13 protein-coding genes are annotated in these 21,805 nt (G+C 37.9%); 4 read left to right on the forward strand and 9 right to left on the reverse strand.

From position 1 onward, the window contains the following. Window positions 1-163: 163 nt before the first annotated feature. Window positions 164-2,857, reverse strand: a complete 2,694-nt coding sequence (locus CVD19_RS22215; protein ID WP_180953751.1) for a glucosaminidase domain-containing protein — start codon at window positions 2,855-2,857, stop codon at window positions 164-166. Window positions 2,858-3,134: 277 nt separating this feature from the next. On the opposite strand from CVD19_RS22215, the gene CVD19_RS22220 reads away from it, so the two are divergent. Beyond that, window positions 3,135-4,622 (forward strand): hypothetical protein, encoded by a 1,488-nt coding sequence (locus tag CVD19_RS22220; protein ID WP_101585369.1) that lies wholly within the window; start codon window positions 3,135-3,137, stop codon window positions 4,620-4,622. An 82-nt stretch (window positions 4,623-4,704) separates the two neighbouring features. Here CVD19_RS22220 and tagU read toward each other — a convergent pair whose 3' ends face one another. Then, the gene (tagU, locus tag CVD19_RS22225) at window positions 4,705-5,646 is read right to left on the reverse strand and encodes a polyisoprenyl-teichoic acid--peptidoglycan teichoic acid transferase TagU (RefSeq protein WP_101585370.1); all 942 of its coding nucleotides are present in this window, start codon (window positions 5,644-5,646) and stop codon (window positions 4,705-4,707) included. Between the two features lie 337 nt (window positions 5,647-5,983). Between tagU and CVD19_RS22230 the strand changes: the two genes are divergently transcribed. Continuing rightward, entirely contained in the window at window positions 5,984-7,987 is a 2,004-nt protein-coding gene (locus CVD19_RS22230) for a S8 family serine peptidase (protein ID WP_180953752.1), read from the forward strand. Between the two features lie 199 nt (window positions 7,988-8,186). On the opposite strand, the gene CVD19_RS22235 is transcribed toward CVD19_RS22230, so the two are convergent. Then, a complete protein-coding gene (locus CVD19_RS22235) occupies window positions 8,187-9,389 on the reverse strand; it encodes an acyltransferase family protein (protein WP_101585372.1) in 1,203 nt (400 codons plus the stop codon). Window positions 9,390-10,299: 910 nt separating this feature from the next. On the opposite strand from CVD19_RS22235, the gene CVD19_RS22240 reads away from it, so the two are divergent. Further along, window positions 10,300-12,825 carry a glucosaminidase domain-containing protein gene (locus CVD19_RS22240; protein ID WP_142383559.1) on the forward strand — a complete coding sequence of 842 codons (2,526 nt, stop codon included), beginning with the start codon at window positions 10,300-10,302 and terminating at the stop codon, window positions 12,823-12,825. Window positions 12,826-12,917: 92 nt separating this feature from the next. Next, the gene (locus CVD19_RS22245; RefSeq protein ID WP_101585374.1) at window positions 12,918-15,521 is read left to right on the forward strand and encodes a M14 family zinc carboxypeptidase; all 2,604 of its coding nucleotides are present in this window, start codon (window positions 12,918-12,920) and stop codon (window positions 15,519-15,521) included. An 88-nt stretch (window positions 15,522-15,609) separates the two neighbouring features. Here the strand turns inward: CVD19_RS22245 and CVD19_RS22250 are convergent, their stop codons facing one another. From CVD19_RS22250 to CVD19_RS22275, 6 genes are all read right to left on the reverse strand, one after another. Next, window positions 15,610-16,953 (reverse strand): hypothetical protein, encoded by a 1,344-nt coding sequence (locus CVD19_RS22250; protein WP_101585375.1) that lies wholly within the window; start codon window positions 16,951-16,953, stop codon window positions 15,610-15,612. Between the two features lie 245 nt (window positions 16,954-17,198). Beyond that, entirely contained in the window at window positions 17,199-18,344 is a 1,146-nt protein-coding gene (locus CVD19_RS22255) for an FAD-dependent oxidoreductase (protein ID WP_219620116.1), read from the reverse strand. Next, window positions 18,337-19,161, reverse strand: a complete 825-nt coding sequence (locus tag CVD19_RS22260; protein WP_101585376.1) for a glycosyltransferase family 2 protein — start codon at window positions 19,159-19,161, stop codon at window positions 18,337-18,339. Before CVD19_RS22260 ends, CVD19_RS22255 begins: the two co-directional genes overlap by 8 nt. A gap of 25 nt (window positions 19,162-19,186) precedes the next feature. Beyond that, window positions 19,187-19,999 (reverse strand): sugar phosphate isomerase/epimerase family protein, encoded by an 813-nt coding sequence (locus CVD19_RS22265; RefSeq protein ID WP_101585377.1) that lies wholly within the window; start codon window positions 19,997-19,999, stop codon window positions 19,187-19,189. A gap of 7 nt (window positions 20,000-20,006) precedes the next feature. Next, window positions 20,007-20,774: an NAD(P)-dependent oxidoreductase gene (locus CVD19_RS22270; protein WP_101585378.1), complete on the reverse strand. Its 768-nt coding sequence runs from the start codon at window positions 20,772-20,774 to the stop codon at window positions 20,007-20,009. Window positions 20,775-20,789: 15 nt separating this feature from the next. Then, window positions 20,790-21,761 (reverse strand): glycosyltransferase family 2 protein, encoded by a 972-nt coding sequence (locus CVD19_RS22275; RefSeq protein WP_101585379.1) that lies wholly within the window; start codon window positions 21,759-21,761, stop codon window positions 20,790-20,792. Between the last annotated feature and the right edge of the window lie 44 nt (window positions 21,762-21,805).

The raw sequence follows: 21,805 nt of genomic DNA on the forward strand, positions 1-21,805 counted from the left end.
CTTAATAGGGCACGTACGGTTTGATAAGGGGGAAGCCTTGAGAGAGGTTTCCCTACTTTATTTGCGTGTTGAGACTTTTTTGGTTATCATTGGTCAGCTCGCATAAAAAAAGAGCAAGTGAACGGAAGAAATTAAATTCCCTCGTTCACTTGCTCGTTAATAGTTATTGATAAACAGGAACATCGAAGTACCAAGTATATGCGCTTAGCTGGGAATATAGTTTATGCATATTATTGACTTGCTTGACAGCCCAGCCTATGTCGGTCGCGTATTGATGAGTTCCTGGTATAGCAGGGTTCCAGCGCATTTTATATAACGTATTCTGTGCATACGTCGGGTGGTTAATATATTTTTGCCCGATAAATTGCGCTCCACCAAAAATGGCTGCTTCCGGTGTGAACCATCCGCTCTTATAGGCATATTCTGATCCAGTGCGTACTGCATCACCATCATATGCACCAATTCCGAACATATTATATACTACTCTAGGAGTGACACTTACGCCATCAACTGTGTTCACCATGACGCCGTTTGCCAACTGAGATGTTCCATTTCCAGTTTCTAGAAATGCGTGTGATATCAAATAAATCTCATTAATATTGTAGGTTACACTTGCGTCAATGAAGGTTTGACCCATGCCTTGCAAAATGCCTTTGCCTGCAAGCGTAGTGTAATTTAAATCATAAGCACTTATTCCAGTATTTTTGTTCAATAACAAAAATTGAAGATAGGAACTGCTTCCAAGACTGAAGTTTTGCGGATTAACATAATAGCTTACATCCTGAGCCGTTGGATTTCGCCACGCAGAATATCTTATTTCATACCAACCATTATTCTGGCCGAGGATTTCCACTTGGCTTCCACTATTTAGAGTTCCAAAGCTATGATGTTCAACTCCCGGTCCTGAGCGTACATTCAAAATCGTGGCATTAACCGTACCCAACGTAGAGGAATTGAGCGTAATATAGCTGCTGCTAACATATGCTTTTTCATTTCGATATTTATCTGTTTGCGGTCTCAAATTCATCTGGGTATTAACCATGTCGGTTAACGTCAAATTATAATATGTGTAATAAACGACGGGTCCGGGATTCAGGACACCATCTGGGAAAAAGTGATATGTTTTCCCGTCAATTACTACTTCTCCGGTAACCATGGCCCCGTGGCTGTCAAGATAGTACCATTTGTATCCATGGTATAACCATCCTGTCTGCATTATGCCTGCATCGTTAGAGAAGTACCATTTGTTTTGGTAGAGGATCCATCCAGTTTGCAAAACACCTTCACTGTCTAAATAGTACCAGTTATTTTGGTATTGAATCCATCCAGTCTGCCTGACTCCCCCGCTATTCAGGAAGTACCATTTATTTTCATGCTGCAACCAACCGGTAAGCATGACCCCGCCGCTGTTAAGGAAATACCAGTTATTTTGATACGGCAGCCAACCGGTTTGCATGACCCCCCCGTTGTTTAAGAAGTAGTAATTGCTTTGATAAGTAAACCAACCGGTCTGCATGACTCCGCCATCATTAGAAAAATACCAGTTGTTTTGATAAGGAATCCATCCGGTGTTTAACACTCCGTTGCTGCCCAGAAAGTACCAGTTGCCTCCAATCTGCACCCAACCGGTTTGCATTATGCCGTCTGAATTTAAATAATACCAGCTATTAAAGTAGGACAGCCACCCAGTTTGAAGGGTATCCTCATTTGTGAGATAATACCAGTTTCCCCCATCAGAAACCCATCCTCTGACCATGACCCCATCGGATTTTAAATAATATCTTTTACCGCTTTCTTCAAGCCATCCTGTTTTCAATAACCCATTCGCATCGAAGTAATATCTATTTCCGGCATGGTCCAGCCATCCTGTATGAAATGTTCCGTCTGCATAAAGGTAATATTTATTATTTCCTTCCGCTACAAATCCAGTAGCCATCACTCCATTTTCACCAAGGTAGTATTTCCTATCACCTTCGATGACCCAGCCGGTAGACATCACGCCGTCTGAACTGAAGTGATACCTTGAAGAATCAATTGTTTGCCACCCTGTAGCCAGTGTGCCATCCTGCTCAAAATAGTATTGTTTATTATTATCAGTGATCCAGCCTATTGCCATTGAACCATCAGCGTTAAAAAAATATTTATTACCATCAATTGTGTGCCAGCCGGTGAGCATTACACCATCTTGGCCGAAGTAGAATTTTTTGCCGCCTTCTTCCAACCAACCCGTCACAAAACCGTTACTATCAAAATAGTATGTATTACCACCATCCTGAAACCACCCAGTTCCCCCAGAAGAAATTAATGCACCTCCACTGGAAAAAATGTAAGGCTGAGCATCTATCAGTTTTGGACCAGATGCCATCGATCCGTCTTCAGTCAGGTAATATTTGGTTTCGTTAAGCTCCAGCCATCCTGTTTGCATAGCACCGCTTGGTGAAAAATGGTACCATTTCTCACCATTCAATAACCACCCTGTGGCCATAGACCCATTGGGATTGAAGTAGTACCAAATACTATCTAGTTTGACCCAGCCAGTCTTCATATCCCCGGATGTGCCAAGGTAGTACCAGTTTTGATTATAAAATAACCAGTTTTTTTGCATGGCACCTCCTTGTTCGAAGTAATACCACTTATCATCCACTTTGACCCAACCGGTCTTCATAGCTCCGTCAGCAGCAAGGTAATACCAATTACTGTTGTCCAGCAGCCATCCTTTTACATTGGTACCGCTACTGTCAGTGTAGTACCAGGTGTTGTTAATCAGTTTCCAGCCCGTGTTGGTGCTGGCATTCACTGAAGTTGAACAAAAAAGAATAAAAAATAAAATAGAAGAGATAAAAATTAACTTTTTCAAGTGTCCTTCCTCCCGCATTCCCCTATTATATTTCAAATTAGAATCAGCAAAATATAAAGTTCTTAGGTTAATAGTCATATAGTTTATATCGGCATAAATATATGAATATTAATATTCACTCCATAAAATACACTAGTATTATTTTCATAAAATTCATTGTAAAGTAAAATCATTAAAGTATGAGTTAAGAAAAAAGAACTATTTCCTTCTTGTTATTATTTAAAGTATGTTGATATAATGGTATTAATTTACCACATTGGGAAAAGGGGGAAATCATATGAAAAAGAGAATAATTATTGCTTTACTTGCTGCTTTTCTATTGTTACCTGGGGCATTAGCAGCAGCCGAGGAAAGTGCAACAGTTTCTAATGAATCTGATTCACAGGTAACAGTGGGGGGTCTGGATGGTTCATCAGGGACACCCGCAACAGAAACTGAGCAGGACAATATAGAATCACCGGTACAGGAAACAGAACAGCAATCGACAGAAACAGCAGAAGAAGAGCCTGTACAAGAGGATGTACCAGTAGAAGAGCCTGTACAAGAGGATGTACCAGTAGAACAACCTGCGAAGGAAGCTGCACCTGCGGAAGAACCTGTTCAAGAAAATATGGAGACAGAAATAGGAAATACGGGTGAAACAGTGCCTAATCAGGATGGAACAGCAGAAGAAGGATCTTCTAAAACGCTTCCTGCATCCAATGACGGTATTAAAGATGTTACAGAAGCGGTTCAGGATTCAGCAAGTGTAACGGAACCTGCAGAAGAAAAAAATGACAGCTTAGTATCAAGGCAGAATATCACCTCATTATCGCAAACCGGCTGGGTCAGAATGTATAATGATTATGACGGCTACTATTGGGTCTTTATCCATAGTGATGGAACACCTCATGTAGGATGGCTGAACTACAATAATAGCTGGTATTACTTCAACCAAAATCAGATGATGGCAACTGGATGGGAAAATATTAACAATCATTACTACTATTTTACAGATAGTGGAGAAATGGTAACCGGCTGGTATCAGGTAGGAAGCGGTGATTGGCATTATTTCAATGCAAATGGAACCGAATATTACGGATGGCTTAATCAAGGCGGGAATTGGTACTACTTAGAAGAGGATAGTCAGGCTGGATATATGCATACAGGTCTTTCATATATTAACGGCAGTTACTATTTCTTTGACAGTAGTGGTGTGATGGCGAAGAATGGATGGCAATATGATGGGTATGACTATTACTATAGTAATGCTAGTGGAGTGCTTCACACTGGATGGCTATTAATTGGCGGAACATGGTACTATTTAGATGAGGACACTGCGGCAATGGTGAAAGGTGCGCACCAAGTCTCTGGTGTAAATTATTACTTCGATAATTCAGGAGCAATGGCCACAAACGGCTGGAACTATGATGGCTATCACTGGTTCTATAGTAATAGTAGTGGTGTGCTTCATACAGGCTGGTTACCATATGGAGGGAAATGGTACTATTTTGATGACTATGGATATTCGGCAACAGGATTCCATCTGGTCGGCGATACATGGTACTACTTTGATCCTTCCACTTACATCATGCAAACCGGATGGGTGAATGTTGATGGAGAATGGCATTATTTCAACTCAAACGGCTCAGAGCATTATGGTTGGTTACTAGAGGGCGGAAGCTGGTATTATATGGATTCTGGTGGCGTAATGGTAAGAGGGGTTTCTATGCTTATTGGCGATACAACATACACATTCGATGCATCTGGCAGACTGGTAAACTGACAGTAAACAATAAAAGCAACAAACCCCATTCCAAATGTTATGGAATGGGGTTTGTTGTCCTTTTGACAGGAGAAGATTTTATTTATAGCTCCAAGTGTTGTTTCAATAGATTCTGTATTTTGTTCTTTTCTTCAGTAGGAACCTGTAAATAATAAACATTATTAATGGTAGTTCCCTGTCCGGTAATTGAAATTTGTTCAATTGATTTACTTGCTTCCTTGTATTGACTTTGTATGGTCATCATTTCATCAAAGGTTAAATTGGTCTTTACATTATTCCCCAATGCTTTGAAAATATCTCCGTAATTAGCTAAAGTACTAAGACTAGCTCCTTCATTGATAACTCCCTGAATAATCTGGCGCTGTCTCTGCTGTCGACCTACATCTCCCGTTGGATCTTCATATCTCATTCTTGAATACTTAAGGGCCTTATCACCATTGAGTTTAAGCTCCCCCTTCGGGAAATTAGTTCCCTCATGAGTAAAAGCGAACTCATTTTGAACTGTAACACCACCGACTGAATCGACAATGTCTTTAAAGCCCTCCATATTAATTTGTATTACATAGTCAATAGGAATATCCAAAAAGTTCTCGACAGTTGCCAGAGACATTTCAACTCCGCCAAATGCATAGGCATGATTTATTTTATCCTGTTTGCCTTTTCCGACTATTTCTGTTCTGGTATCTCTAGGGATGCTCACCATTTTTACCGATTGAGCTTCAGGATTTACAGTCAGGACGATCATTGAGTCAGACCTGCCTCGGTCTCCGTCTCGTTGATCAACTCCCAAGAGGAGAACTGATATAGGATCCGCAGTTTTGAGTGATACGGTTTCTGACCGTTTATCCGATTTTTTCCTATCAATCTCGTGATGCATCGTATCAACAGCCTCAGTCAAGGAATTGTATACAGAAAAGAAATATACTCCGGCAATGATAAAAAGGAACAAAAAGGAGTATAAAAGGACTCTCAGCCATTTGCGTTTCTTGTTGGTCCTTCTTGTTGTGTTCAATCTAGAATTCATTTCGTTTTTTCCTCCAGTATGCTAAAATTCACTGCATAAACAATGTTTTATCTTGTCAAAAAATTAGACGTTTTGTCGGTAAAAAGGTTTCCTACAAATATAAATAATAATCCTTTATTCTGATAGTTACAATGGGGGATTTTACAAAATTCATGGTTCTTTTTCCATAATATATAATTTTCCATCGTCGTAAAAAATTAAGAATTTAGACCGATGTAAATATTAAATAAATAAAAGCTAGGAGAATTGGCATATGAAACTGAGATGGGCATATTATATGTGTCTTTGCTTTGCAATAACTATACTTTCGAATTTACCCTCGAAAGTAGAATCATCTATGAGGATGCAACAGGGAGACCAAATTAATGACACAAACCGCGTCATAGTGAAATATAACAATAGTTATATGAAAAAACAGGGTATAGACAACGTCAATAAACTAGATTCTTCAATATCAATAGATATGGAAAGTCTTAAAGTTCCTGCAGGAGAAACTGTTGAAGGATTTATTGATGAGTTAAAGAAAAATGACAATGTGGAATTTGTTGAACCAGATTATAAGCTGCAAAAATTATATATACCTAATGATCCTTATTATTCCAGACAATGGCATCACTCTGTCATAAACACCGGGACAGCCTGGCAAAAAACAAAGGGCTCTGATTCAATCACCGTAGCTGTGATTGACGATGGTGTTCAATTGGACCATCCAGATTTAATTAACCAAATTACTGCTCCATTCAATGTGATTGGGATGACAAGTGCTACGATTCCTGCTGGGGACCATGGAACCCATGTTTCCGGCATTATTGCGGGCTCAATAGAAAATAATCAGGGCGGAACAGGGGTAGCACCCCAGGTAAGGTTAATGCCCATAAATGTTTTTTCCGGTGACGACGCTTATATGTCGGATGTAATCAAAGGTATAAATCATGCCATAGAACACGGGGCCGATATCATTAATTTAAGCCTTGGCACTTATAGTTACTCTTTGGCCCTGGATGAAGCCATTCAGGAGGCATACAGCAAAGGAGCTTTGTTTATATCGGCAGCAGGTAATGATGCAGTGAATGAAAAGTCTTATCCAGCTTCAATCCCTAATGTCATATCGGTAAGTTCCACTGATAATACTGATGCCAAATCTGCATTTTCTAACTTCGGGGAGGAAATAGATATTGCAGCTCCGGGATCAGACATCGTTTCTACTTTGGTTAATGGCTATGGATACATGAGTGGAACATCTATGGCTGCTCCTGTTGTGTCAGGCGTTGCTGCACTGATTTGGTCATCGGACCCTGAATTGACAAATTTGCAGGTAATGAATCGGCTTCTTCATTCGAGTGACGACATAGGCACCACTGGTAAAGATACCTACTTTGGCTATGGAAGGGTTAATGCTGCTAAAGCTTTGAACAGTACTGTTTTGGAACAACCTTATGTTGAAAATATTAATAATGATAGCCACGTGGTTACAGGAATAATCTCTGCAGGGATTGAAGGAGGGCGGATTATACTAAGCAATGATCAAGCGATGGTTGCAGATTCATATGTTGATAGTAACAAGCGTTTTCAAGTGCAAATTCCAGCAGCGAATGTGAATGAACAACTGTATATCCGATTGACTGATAAGTATGGCAATTCCAGCGATCGATTTGGAATATCAACTGCACAGCATTCAGGATGGGTCTTGATTGGAGGTAAATGGAAGTATTATGATCCTATAACGGGACAAATGAAAATAGGCTTCAGTTTAATTATTGGTAATTGGTATTTCCTGGATTCTAATGGTGATATGGTGACCGGATGGAGAACAATTGACGGGATTTGGCATTATTTTAACGACGGCGGGAATATGCACAAAGGTTGGCTTTACAACGGCGACTCTTGGTATTACCTCGATCAGGAAGGGAAAATGAAGACAGGCTGGGTATATATCGGCAGCTCATGGTATTTCTTTAATGAAACTGGCCGAATGCAAACAGGCTGGCTTTACACTAATGGTGCGTGGTATTACCTTGACGCGGGCGGCAGTATGCGAACAGGGTGGATATTCACAAATGGCGCATGGTATTACCTTAACGAGGGAGGCAGCATGCAAACAGGCTGGCTGTACATTGACGGCGCGTGGTATTTCTTAAACGAAGGAGGCAGCATGCAAACAGGCTGGTTATATATCAATGGTGCATGGTATTTCTTTAACGAGAGTGGCAGCATGCAAACAGGCTGGTTATATATCAATGGTGCATGGTATTTCTTTAACGAGAGTGGCAGCATGCAAACAGGATGGATCTACACCGATGATACTTGGTATTTTCTTGATGAGAATGGGAGAATGCAATAGGTTGCTGGACTTTGAACAGGGACAGGAAAAGGAATGAAATATGTAATCTTCAATATTCATATTGGTTGTGAAATGGCAGATACATGTGTGTAATATCGGACGGAAGGACTTGTTTTGATTAGCTGCTTGAAGACAAGCATTATTTCAGGATTAAATTGTGTTATTTCTATAAAAGGAGAGGTGAATTATTCCTCTCCTTTTATTTTATTACTGTATTTGATTTAGTGACACGATGTTTTGTCATCCATCGTCCAAGAGAAATTGAAGGCTTTTCAACGTACTTATACATTAAACTAGCTACTGATAGGGATAGTAGTAGCACAAAGAAAATCAGAGAGTTAAGTGGTAATATATTTTTTGTGGCATATACAAAAAATAATAATATTATAGGGTGCACCAAATAAACACTGTAAGAAATCTTGCCAAGGTAAATGAAAACTCGGTTGGTTAAAACTTTTGTAAATGGTGCCCAGTTTAGACTAAACGTAAACAATACCAGAACACCAATAGAAATTAAGAAGTCGATGACAAAAGTACTGATCAGCTTCGCGCTCAATGTACCATAAAGTTTAATATATCCAATGTGGGGAAGTATCCATTCATTTATATATAATAACAAAGCGAGTATTATTAAAAGCGATTTAGTTATGATACCAAAACATTTGAAATAGTGTGCTATAACATGTCTGTATTTTGCGAAAATTGCCCCAAGGATAAAAAACAAACTGTAGTAGGCAGTGTAACTGAATGATTGTATCATCAAAGATATATTTTGATTGGTTAAATGCCAAGAAATGAATGACATTATATACCAAGTAGTGATGGTAATCATAAAACCGTACAAAAAAGATTTGAACCAATTATATTTCAGTACAACAACCATAACGAGTGGAAAAATTAATGATATCCGCAATTCATGTACTAAACTCCAAGTTACTGTATTTATATTATGAGTATCAAATCCTAGCAAAAGTAAGAATGATATTGCCTGCTTTAAGTCAAATGGAATGGACCACATACTATTGAACCATGAACTTAATGCATCCGAATCGTTTTCTTCTAAAGCCGTGAATAAAAACATTGATACCAATATAGACGTAATGTACGGAACATAAATTCTAAAAAACCTTCTCGTAACATAAATGCTATATTTCGTATATTGGTGATTTAGAAATTGTAATGACAATACATAGCCGCTCAATACAAAGAACAATATCACTGCTTCATGACCAGCCCAAAATATATGAATTGGAGAATTCGCCAAGAATTTAACAGTTGGATGATCAATAGATTCATGTGCTACTGCTGAGAGAAATACAGGAAAGGAAATTAGGCAGTGACTCATGACAACAGATAATGCTGCTAGTCCCCGTAAAGAATCGAGTTCATGATATCGCTTCACAAAACACGCAACCCTTCTAGATGTTTACATAGTTATTATTTCGGTTTATTACTGAAATAGTTAAGTCAATGTATAGTAACAAGAATAAAGCCGATACGTAAATCTGAATATAATGGAATTAAAAACTACACATGCCTTCAAAAATGTTAATAAAATAATTTTTCCCTCTTAAAAACATGACGGCCGTCGTTTTATTTTAAACTGTGAAGCTGATCTATTTCGTTTACACTCTTCTATAGGTGTCCGTGATACTCTTCCTAGGTCCCCTCTTATTCTCAATTCAGTAAAAATCTAATTCACGTCCTTTTGTAGACGTATGAAATGCACCACACAGCAGTTATGCCACAGGCGGATATCTATTTTTAGAGGAGGGAGCTATTAAAATTCAGCTGCAAACGGTCTTCTTAAAAAATCCCTGGAAGAAGTGATGGTTTCTTCTTGGAACATAAGTTCTGATCCACAGGTATCGATACCGGGCGATCTTGGCAATTTATTTTTTTTGCCACTCAGCCATATGTGTCCTTGTGTCTGACGCTATGTAGAAGGGGGATTTTTCGGAGGTGAAGTGTTGTGTGGGGCTTTCATTATATTTTGCATGCGCATCATGTATCATTTTGACTAAATACATCTAATGTTCCTACAACATTGTGACTAAATACGTCTAATGTTCCTATATTAAGTACCATTTGAGTCTAGTATAATTTGAATTTAGGTTAAAGTAAGGACACAATTGTACTGTGGTGAGCATTTGCGTATATGAACTGATTACTTTCTTATTTTAATCCGAAATAATAACATAAGAGACACAGAAAAAGAAAGGTGATGGTTACAAAAATCCAACACTGTCAATTTATTACCTTGATCCTTAGTTCTACGAGAATATATATATTATTTGTCCGGGGGGAAAAGTTTGAGAAAAATAGGAATAGCCACGTTTTTTTTAGCTGGTTTTCTATTTCTTTCAACTACAGCATTTGCCAATAGTACAGGCTGGAAGTTTCAAAACAATAACTGGTATTATCTTAACTCTGACAGTTCTTTTAAAACTGGTTGGCTAAATGATAACAACAACTGGTATTACATGGGTTCTGACGGAGCCATGAAAACTGGCTGGGTTTTAGTAAATAATCAATGGTACTACTTGGCTTCGAATGGAGTAATGTTGAGAGGCTGGCAGTTAATTAACAATGGCTGGTACTTTTTGTCGAACAGTGGAGTCATGAATACAGGTTGGGTATTCAATAATAACAATTGGTATTATCTTTCGGATAGCGGAAGGATGCATACGGGTTGGCTCCTAATAAATGGTAAGTGGTATTATCTTTCTGACAGTGGAGCCATGAAAACTGGTTGGCTTCTAAATAATAGTCAAAAATATTATCTTGAAAATAATGGTGAAATGGTTGTAGGAGCAAAAGTGGTTGACGGGAAACCGTATGTGTTCTCCAGTTCCGGAGCTCTTACTTCCGTTACTGTTACTGGGTGGTTGAAGGATGCCGACAAATTGTATTACTTCGATCAGCAGGGAAATAAAGTTACCGGCTGGATAAATGAAGGTGAAAAAAGATATTACTTTGGACCAGACGGGGCGATGGTCACTGGCTGGCTTTTCGAGGGAGATAAAAAGTTTTATTTAAATTCGGACGGATCGATGCATCGTGGTTTTTTGGTTGACGGTGAGAGTAAATATTACTTTGGTTCAGATGGAGCCATGTCCACTGGCTGGGTTGAGGATGCGGGGGAGCGCTATTACTTTGGCACTGACGGTACCGCCTCTAAAGGCTGGGTGATTATTAATAATGACAAGTACTTTTTCGATGCCGATGGAAGTATGTATATTGGGTGGCTGATTGATGGAGCAAACCTATATTACCTGGATCCACAAAGTGGACTTGCCCATACCGGCTGGCTTGAACAAGGGGAAAAAAGGTATTATTTGAACTCTGATGGAATTGCGCAAAAAGGGTGGGCAACCATCGACAATGGGAAGTACTATTTCAATGATGATGCAAGCATGCACACAGGCTGGCTTTCTGAAGGAGCAAATTCATATTATTTAGACCACCAGACAGGAATTTTACATACGGGCTGGCTGGAACAGGGTGACAAGAAATATTATTTTGCTGCCGATGGAAAGATGGTCACCGGTTGGGTAACTGACGAAGGCAAAAAATATTACCTTCAACCTGACGGGACCCCACTGACGGGCTGGGTAAATGATTCGGGAAAATGGTATTACATTAAAAGTGATGATACATTACAGACTGGTTGGTTTTTATATAACGGTAAATGGTTTTACCTTGACCAAGATGGTGTAATGCAAATCGGCTGGATCCTTGATAACGGAAGCTGGTATTATTTAAACGCTGATGGTTCCATGCATGTAGGCTGGTTAAGTCACAACGGAAAAACTTATTACTTGAACAGCAGTGGAGCAATGGTGACAGGCCAGCAAATAATTGACGGAAAAACATACCAATTTTTTGATGATGGTACATTAAATACTGGTCCAATTATCCATTACACACAGTATGACATCACTGGTCAGGACATGGTGAATATCCAAATGAACCGGAGCCCACAGACTGATAAATACCGAAATGATAAAGCCTATGTCAGTGGAACATATATATCCCGAAATCAGAATGACCCTTCAAAGGGCATTGTAACAGCAACGTCTCTAAACGTGAGGGAGGGAGCAGGAACTGCTTATCGGGTGGTAGGTACTCTGGCCAGTGGGGATTCCGTACAAATTGTTTCGTCTATAGGTGGCTGGTATGAAATTAAATATAGTCCATGGAGACTTGCCAAGCCTGAGGATGTACATTATTATGTCATTCCAGACAATTTTAGGGTAAACAGCGATGAGTACTATCAATTTCTAAATCTATCGAAAAGTGCTGGTACAACAGCAACGGAGCTTGATGCAAATACTCTTGTTGGTAAAGGAATACTTGAAGGGAAGGGCCAGTCTTTCATTGATGCAGCCCTGAGATACAATGTCAATGAATTGTATCTCATCTCGCATGCACTTCTTGAAACGGGCAATGGAACTTCCGCGCTGGCTTCAGGGATAGATGTAAATACGGTGGATGGTGTCCCGGTTACACCAAGGAAAGTATATAACATGTATGGCATTGGAGCGTTTGACAGTTGTCCGGCAACTTGTGGCGCAGAAACAGCATACCGAAATGGATGGTTCACTCCAGAAGCAGCCATTATCGGCGGTGCGCAATTTATTGGACAAAACTATATCAATAACAGTACGTACAGGCAAGACACACTATATAAAATGAGATGGAATCCGTCAATGCCAGGGCATCACCAATATGCGACAGATATTGCATGGGCGGCAAAACAAGTTTATAGTATTAGTAGGCTCTATAACTCTCTTAGTTCATATACTTTATATTTTGATGTGCCTGTCTATAAGTAGTTTAGTATTTTAGGGTTTTCAGAGGCTGGCTCTTCAGAGTGAGCCTCTTTTTACTATTAATAAAAAAAAACATATGAAGGGAGTGATAAAAAATGAGGAAACTCGGTTTAGTTTTAATGTCTCTTACTATATTTATGTCTGGCGTATCTTGTTATAAAATATCAGTAGTTTCCGCTGGTACCGTAGACGCAACGACATCAAATGATGCTGGTAGTAGTGTAGCTGAAAAAGTGGATAGTGAATCTTTGCAGCCGGAATTAAGTGAAGTTACAATTCCGGACGCAGCTGAAGGCTCTATGGACATAGTGAACCAGCTTGAAGAAGATTCTAACATCGAATCTGAGCTGCCTGATAACGAAGATTCCAACACTTTAACTGCAGATACGATCAATCAGGATTCGACGGAATCAAACACTCCGGTAACAGGCAATTCAAATACCGACAACTCCGAACAGGCGAGTAAAGAGTCTGTGACTAGGAGCCAAGTAGATTCCGAAAATACCTCAACTCAAACCGTTGAGACCGCGCAAGAGGAACCTGGTGTTAAACAGGGCTGGATATTGGAAAACCAGAATTGGTTTTACTATGAAAATGATGTTATTAAAAAGGGATGGCACCTATTAGACGACAACTGGTTCTACCTTCATCCTGAGACTGGGGCACGACAAACTGGCTGGGTTTTGTATGGTGGAAGTTGGTTTTTCCTCAATCATGACACTGGGATAATGCAGAAGGAAGGTTGGGTACTAGATCAGTACAAGTGGTATTACTTGGATCCTGCAACTTCAGCAAGGAAGACTGGCTGGATTTCCAGCAATGGAAATAAGTATTATGCAGATCCGAATACAGGAGAAATGCAAACCGGCTGGCTGCTCGACAGCAACAATTGGTATTTTTTAAACAGTGGTGGGGTAATGGCAACTGGCTGGATTTTTTATGAAAATAATTGGTATTATCTTGATGGTAATGGGGTAATGCAAACCGACTGGGTTTCATATCAAGGAAATTGGTACTACCTTAATCCTTTGAATGGAATTATGCAAAAAGAAGGCTGGGTACTGGATCAGGGGAAATGGTATTATATAGACCCTGTTAATTCCACCAGGAAAACTGGCTGGATTTTCACCGATGGATTTTACTATTATGCAGATCCGGATAGTGGAGAAATGCAGACCGGCTGGATTTTTTACCAGGACAATTGGTATTACTTAAACAGTGGCGGGGTAATGCAGACCGGCTGGGTTTTATATAATGGCAATTGGTACTACCTCAACGCTGAGAATGGAATTATGCAAAAAGAAGGCTGGATACTGGATCAAGGTAAATGGTATTATCTTGACTCTGTCACCTCAGCTAGGAAGACTGGCTGGATTTCTGCCAATGGCTTTTATTATTATACCGATCCTAATAGTGGAGAAATGCAAACAGGCTGGATATTGCATCAGAATAATTGGTATTACTTAAACAGTGGAGGCGTAATGCAGACCGGCTGGATTGTATACCAAAACAGCTGGTATTTTTTGAATACAGGCGGCGCGATGGAGACTGGCTGGGTTTTCAATGATAACAGCTGGTATTATATTAATGGCAATGGTATAATGCAAACCGGCTGGCAAGTGATTGGCAACCAAAAATATTACCTTAGTCCGCTATCTGGTGTTATGCAAACGGGCTGGTTTATGGATCAATCCAGATGGTATTATGCTTATCCATCCGGGGTTTTGGCACAGAACACCGCAGTTGGTGGCTTTCAGTTAGGCCAGAGTGGCGTTTGGCTGCCTGAAATAGTCAATCCGAATCAGGTTTATACATATGAGACAATGGCGGCAGACATAGCTTTGCTGCAGCAAAATTATCCATATTTAATCAAGACCGAAGTGATTGGCAATTCTGTCGATGGCAGGAACATATATGCCGTTAAAGTCGGCAATGGGCAAAAAGAAATTACAATCAACGGCTCGCATCATGCGAGGGAACATATGACCACAAATTTATTGATGGAAATGATTGAACAATACGCTAAATCATATGCAGATGGAACGTCTTTTTCAGGCTATGACACTACAAGCCTGTTAAATAATGTTTCGATTTGGTTTGTTCCTATGGTGAATCCAGATGGCGTCAGTCTTGTCCAGAAAGGACATGCCAGTGCTAAAAATCCTCAGTATGTTTTGCAGTTGAATAATTATAGCACCGATTTTTCAAGCTGGAAGGCAAATATACGCGGAGTGGATTTAAACAGGCAGTACCCTGCTGATTGGGCCAACATTTCGGGAAATACAGGGAGACCATCTTCACAAAACTTTAAAGGCTATTCACCTTTAAGTGAACCTGAAGCAATCGCTCTTTATAATTTTACCAGGGCGCATAACTTTAAGACAGCGGTGGCCTATCATTCCTCTGGTCAAATATTGTACTGGTATTTTAATCAGGATTCTAGCGTCTATAACCGAGATTATAATCTTGCTCTGAAATATGGAGCACTTACCGGCTATTCACTTGTGAATCCTACAAGCAGTCCAAGTGGAGGGGGATATACTGATTGGTTTATCCAGGATATGAGGCAGCCCGGATTTACTCCGGAAATATCTCCTTATACGTATAATAAACCTGTTCCATTAAGCAATTACGCCAGCATCTGGGAGCAGAACAAAGCAGCAGGACTCATGCTGGCCCTGGATGCCATGGCAAGGTAAGAATGTTTTGAACAAAAAAGGCCTGCTCTCTTAAGGAGACCAGGCTTTTTTACAATTTCTTAATAATTTGTGTCGAGATCCTTACAGCTCACAAATCTAACTTAATCTTCTGAAAAATATTGTGATTTTTCAAGTAATCCATAAAAAACAAGCCGACTACTTTACCCACAAGAGCAAATCCGAGCAAAGTGAAGGGTAAATGCCACAATACAGGGTTCATATGTATATGTATATAAGAGTGTCCCTTCGCCAGTATATACCATGATAGTGGAGCAAAAAATGAAAACCAAACCATCAAAACTAAAGCGATTAATTTCTTTTTCTCTTTATATATTGTTGGGGAATATTTTTGTAAAAAGTAACCAATAAACGATGCTATGATAAAAATAACAACAATAACGATACTTTTACCCCAACTGCTTACTCCCCCGAAAAGCGGAACATCTAAATAAGTCATTATGACCGCAAACAAGTCAACCTCTAAACTCGCTCGATACACTTCTTCAACTTTATCCGAGGATCCATGAGTTCTTTTTGCTACATCATACAGGATACTGTCAATACCTTTTTGAATAGAACCAAATCTTAATGACAACTGATATATATGAACAGCTATAGTTGAAAAAAAGGCTAGTAACGAAGCTGCCCCAACCACCATGATCCTTCCGGACATTTTTTTGAATTTCCATCCTCTACTATATGCGTAGTACACATATGGAGTGACCATTGCAACCAATACTGTACTAATATATTCATAGCCATTCACACATTTTAGCATGACAGCAAAATATATAGAAAAAAAACTTATAACATGAGAATACTTCCTCCCACAATCCTCCAGTTGTAGTAAGATGAGACTCACTATGAAAGGCAGATACATTGTCCAAAATACCCAGTATAAGTTTCTGCCAAAAACAATTAGCCATTGGGAGCATACGATTGAAAATAGTACAAATAGGGAACTAACAAAACCAAATTCTCTACTAACCCATATTATGATTATGGAAAGCAACGATGAGAAAATAAAAGAAGTAATCAAGTTGAACAATATAATAGTATTCCCAGGCTTGAAGTTAGTATATTTACCGATGATACTAAATACAGTTCCTTGAAGACCAATTTGACCATTGTATGTTGTATATTCTCCACCCTCAAGACTTTTACCGAATAGTCGATATTGATCCTGGGGATGGCCGCTTCCACTTGGAATATTGGAATATTCTCCCAACAACATACTATTAGATGCAATCCCTTCTTCTTTTGCAGTGACCATTCTTCCAATAACAAGTGATTCGGAATATTTTTGATGCGATTCAAACCATGATTCATCTGCAGTGTTCCAAAAATTATAAAAAAATCCTAACGTAAGTATTACTACACTGAATAAAAGAAAAAAAATATCACTTAAATGCTTGTTTATAGAAAAAATCACGTTGTATCTCCTAACTTTCTCACCTGTAATGTCTTAGCCTTTCTCAATGGGGACTGCATCAGGGCAATCGTACATGTCCCTTCCTACGGTAGAAAAAATAGCTTGATTAATACATATACTAAGAAAGAACAATTATATAACGATATATCGTAAAGACATCCTATTAATAATTCCTCTTTTTTAATGAGAACGCTTTACAAAATGCTGTAATATCGTTCATGCACCAACTATACCATATATATGAATCATCGTTTTGCTCCTGCAATAGCATTACGGTTACCGAGATGTGTATTTTCATTAATTCTTTCTAAAATGTCATATATATTATCTATTTTCCCACCCATAATATTGAAGAAATTTTTAAAACCATAATTTTCCCTGTAAAGGATAGGACGTCCATCGTCCTCTTCATTTTGTAAAAGAACCGTTTTTATTTCAAAAATAGAGTCAACATATTTAGCTTCAGATAATGTTGGTATATAACGTTGTGCATCTTTTAACATATATAGATAATTTGACTTTATGTCTGTTTTGTTTAAGTAACGATGTCCATCCATAAAGTTCTCCTGATCTAGCCAACTAAAATGCGGAGTATATCTTACATGACTTAATGAATGTAGTTGTTTTGTAGGATAAGGCATCGTAGAGAAAAACGGCCCATCCATGACTGTAAAACCTATTTGCTGAAGTTCCTCAGGCATTTGAATTAGTGCCATTTCCGTTAGCTCGTGCTTCATCGGTAATAAAGATAACTTGGAATCTCTGATTAGTTTATTTATTTGAGAATATGTGCAATTAAACACAAGTTTAGAGGAAATTTGGTCCTCAGCTTTTAAAGTTATATTTAATAAAGAATCATTTTGACATTGTTCAACGGAAATTACTTCTGTTCTGTACCAAATATTAACACCAGCATCTTCTAACCTGTGTCGCATGATATTTCTAAGTATCGCAGCATCAAAAGCATACTCTTTAACTAAGAAGACCTCATCGATTAAATCACGCTTAAATAAATTTTGATATTTCTGATGAGCCACTTCGATGGGTGCTCTAATCCCTTTATACATTTCATGGAATTGATGGGCATTAACTTTTGACCCTGTGCGTGCGATCGCATATAACATTGTAAAGTCATCCACTATGCAATTTTTATATTCTTTCGTGAATAATGGGAAGTTGATAAAAGAACGGTAAGCAGTTACCAGATTTCTTGGATAATGATAGCCATTATGAACCCGCGCTTGATTAACTAAAGATGCACGTAACATTAAATCATCTTCTTTTTCGATTACTAATACTTTAGAAAAGTATTTTTTCAATTGTAAAGCAATTGAACAGCCATAAAAGCCACCTCCAATTACAACTACATCAAATTCCTGCATATTATACATTCATACTACGTCCTTTTTCATCCTCAATAATGTCGTTGCCAGGGTTATATGATCCCATAATCAATTTAACTAATATCATCAGTAAAGATAGATTCCCGCTGAAACTGTTTATCTTTGTAGGAACCTTTCCATCATCAGGATATTTTCTTGTTACAGGGACTTCTTTTGTTTGAAAGCCTAACTGAGATGCTCTCACTGACAGATATGCTAAAAGTTCATATGTATCAAAGATTTCACGAAAGGGGTTTACTCGAGGATCCAGTATGTATCTTCTGCTATAGCCCCTGAACCCATTTGTTGTATCGGTATACCTAAAACCTGCTACCAGACTTATAATGGGTGCATGGATTAACTTAATGGCAACATCACGAATAATAGGAGTATTAACAGCTTTTCCACCTTTTATATACCTGGATCCTTGTATAAAGTCAAACCCGGATTCTAATTCATTAATGAAGATAGGAATAGCATTGACATCATCTTTATCATTGCCGTCAATTGTGATAATACCTTCATAACCTTGTTTTAATGCGTAGGCATAACCTATTCTCAGTTGGGAACTTAATTTCCCTTTATCTTTTTTTACTATGAGTGTCCTTACTCCCATAGACTGTAAAAGATTTATATTAGTAGACCCGTCTGTACTGCCACCATCTACAATAACAAGATCGATATCATTGGAAAATGACTTCATTTTTGTTAATTGTTTTATGATTCGCTCCCCTTCGTTAATGATGGGAATAATAATACAGTATTTTGATGTCTTTTGTTTCATCTCATGATATTCAGCATTTGGAACCTGCCAATTACGTTCCATATTGTTACTCCTCCATTGTTGCCTTTTAATTGTAGACACTTTGAACAAAACTTAAACAACTTCTAACTGTCTCAATGTTTGAATGGTTTATTCCGGATTTCATTTCGATTGAAACATAATTAGTATAATTAATATCATGTAAAACCCTGGCTATCTGTTTGTGATTAACTTTTCCATTTTGAACCATGTTGAGTTGGGGTTCACTAATGTGAAAATGTTTAAGATACGGAAAGGCTTTTTGTAGTGATTTTTCTACATCTTCTTCACTTAAGGTCATTCCTGCGGCATCTAAATGAAGCTGAAACCCAGGATGACTCACCTCTTCAACAAGTTTTATTCCCTCTTCAGTATTTGTAATAAAGTTACATCCGTAAATTTCGGGATTTGGTTCAATACATAGAGTGGTTGAATGCTTGAATGCTAATTCCCCAGCCTTGCGGAAAAAATCTATTGCAATATCCATTGCCTTCGTACTAGTTACATTTCCAATCAATCTATTCTTTGGAGAACCAAACACAAACACTTTTGCACCTAGTTTCGCTCCTACTTCAATGATTTTAGTTAAATACTCCAAGGTTTCTTGTCTATTACTTTGGGCTTGGAAAATTTTTAAATCGGGCCGGCCAAATAAAAGAGATTGAAGTGCGACAACATTAATGCCGTCAGAGTTCCAATAGTTTTTATACTCGCTCACATCATCATTTTTCACTATTAAAGGGTTTGTCCAAACCTTAGTTGGAGCAATTTCTACACCGGTTATCAGTAATTTCACCAATAAATCTTTGACCTCATCATCTTCCTTCAAATCCCAAGCTAAATTTGATATCGCTAATTTCATTTTTTAATCAACCTTCACTTCTACTATTAACATATGTTTTTATTTCGTCCAGTACATCTTCCTTAGATAATAAATAGCCATCCGTCTTGCTTTTGAAAATCCATGAATATATTGTGTTCATATCATAGAAAACTGGGTCATTTTCTGTCTTTTGTTCAAACATTAAGTCAAACGCATAACGCGCTACCTCTTTAACACTTACCGGCTCAGTCGCAAAATTAATTAAATTAATATTGTGATCAAGACAAGTTTGAATATCCTGATACAACCTATTTAGGTTATAAAATTGAAATACGTTATCACAATGTATCAAATCTAGACGATTATTATGAAGAAAATCATAGATAATATTCTTCTTTAATCCATTTCCAAACAAACCTGGAAGACGAATAATGGTAGATTTCGGAAATGCATCTCTAATAAATGTCTCAAGCATAAACCGGTGTTTACCGTATGGGAGTAACCCTTCTCCATCTATCTCAGTATTTTCATGAACACCAATAGGGCATTTATACACATCCACTGTTGATATTAAGATAAATGTTTCGCATTTAATTGTTTTTAAATTTTGTATTAAAAGTTCTATTGTTGCCAGGTCATGAGCCGGATTATTATTAGCTTTCCATTTCAATGCTGGTGCACCCGAGCAAACTACGAACTTGAAATTTTCTCCTTTAATTTCATCTATATTTTTAGAATTATATAATTTATCGAACGTTGTTTGTCGTAGCAAGTTACTGCCAACAAAACCTGTGTATCCAATCAAACCTTTCATCTAGTAGCCCTCCATTCAGACAATATTCTTTCTGTCAATATCCTGATAAATAACCGAACTGCTCGTTTCTTCTGATATATAGTAAAGAGAACCTTTTTTCGTTTCTTTTAATACTGATGATATGTACACACTGATAATGGACAACAGCAGAAATAAAAAAAAGAACATGGAAGAATTCACTAATGACGAGGAAAGCCAACCTTCTTCTACATTTGTTTTAAAGAGGGCTACCATAAAAATATATACCATGTAAAACAAATTTAAGAAGCTAATTGAAAAGCCTAATAAAGATGACCACCTTAACAATTTATCTGAATTAGTAATAAGAATTTCTAATGCAAAACCTAAAGTATTAAAGAAATTTTTCTTCCTCCTCCAGTTTGATCTTTGAATTCTGTGAAATTTTATTGTTGTACGTTTATACCCAACTTCCAATTTTAAGTATTTTAAATATCTACTTCTATCTCGTATCTGCACCAAAGAATTAACCATTTTTCTGCTAAAGCAGACAAAATCAGAATCATTTGGATTGATATAGTATCCTGTTAACTTTTCACTAACTTTATAAAAAAACCCTGCTGATATTCTTTCAATCAATGTATCATCTTTTCTATTGTATCTCTCACCGATTACTAAATCGTACCCAGATAACCCCTTATTTATCATTTCTGGGATTAGTTGTGGAGGGTCATAATTTAAATCCAATAACACAATAAAATCACCAATACAGTTATCAAGTGCTGCAGTATGAGCATATTCCTCATCGTACCTCTTCGAAAGTACAATTAACCTGACATTTTTATACTGTTTCTGTAAGTCCTTAATGTTTAAGACCGAGTTATCTGTTGACCCGTTATCCACTAAAACAATTTCATAATTATCATAATGGTTTCGTAGAAGTGTTGAAGTTTCGTCTATAAAACTCTCAAGTATTTCCATATCATTACGTATAACTGTGGCAACAGATACTATATACTGATTATTCAAGCTGTCTACCCCTTTTCAAAATATCTAGTACTTATTTATTATAG

Source organism: Bacillus sp. T33-2 (genome assembly GCF_002860205.1).
Taxonomy (GTDB): Bacteria; Bacillota; Bacilli; order Bacillales; family Cytobacillaceae; genus T33-2.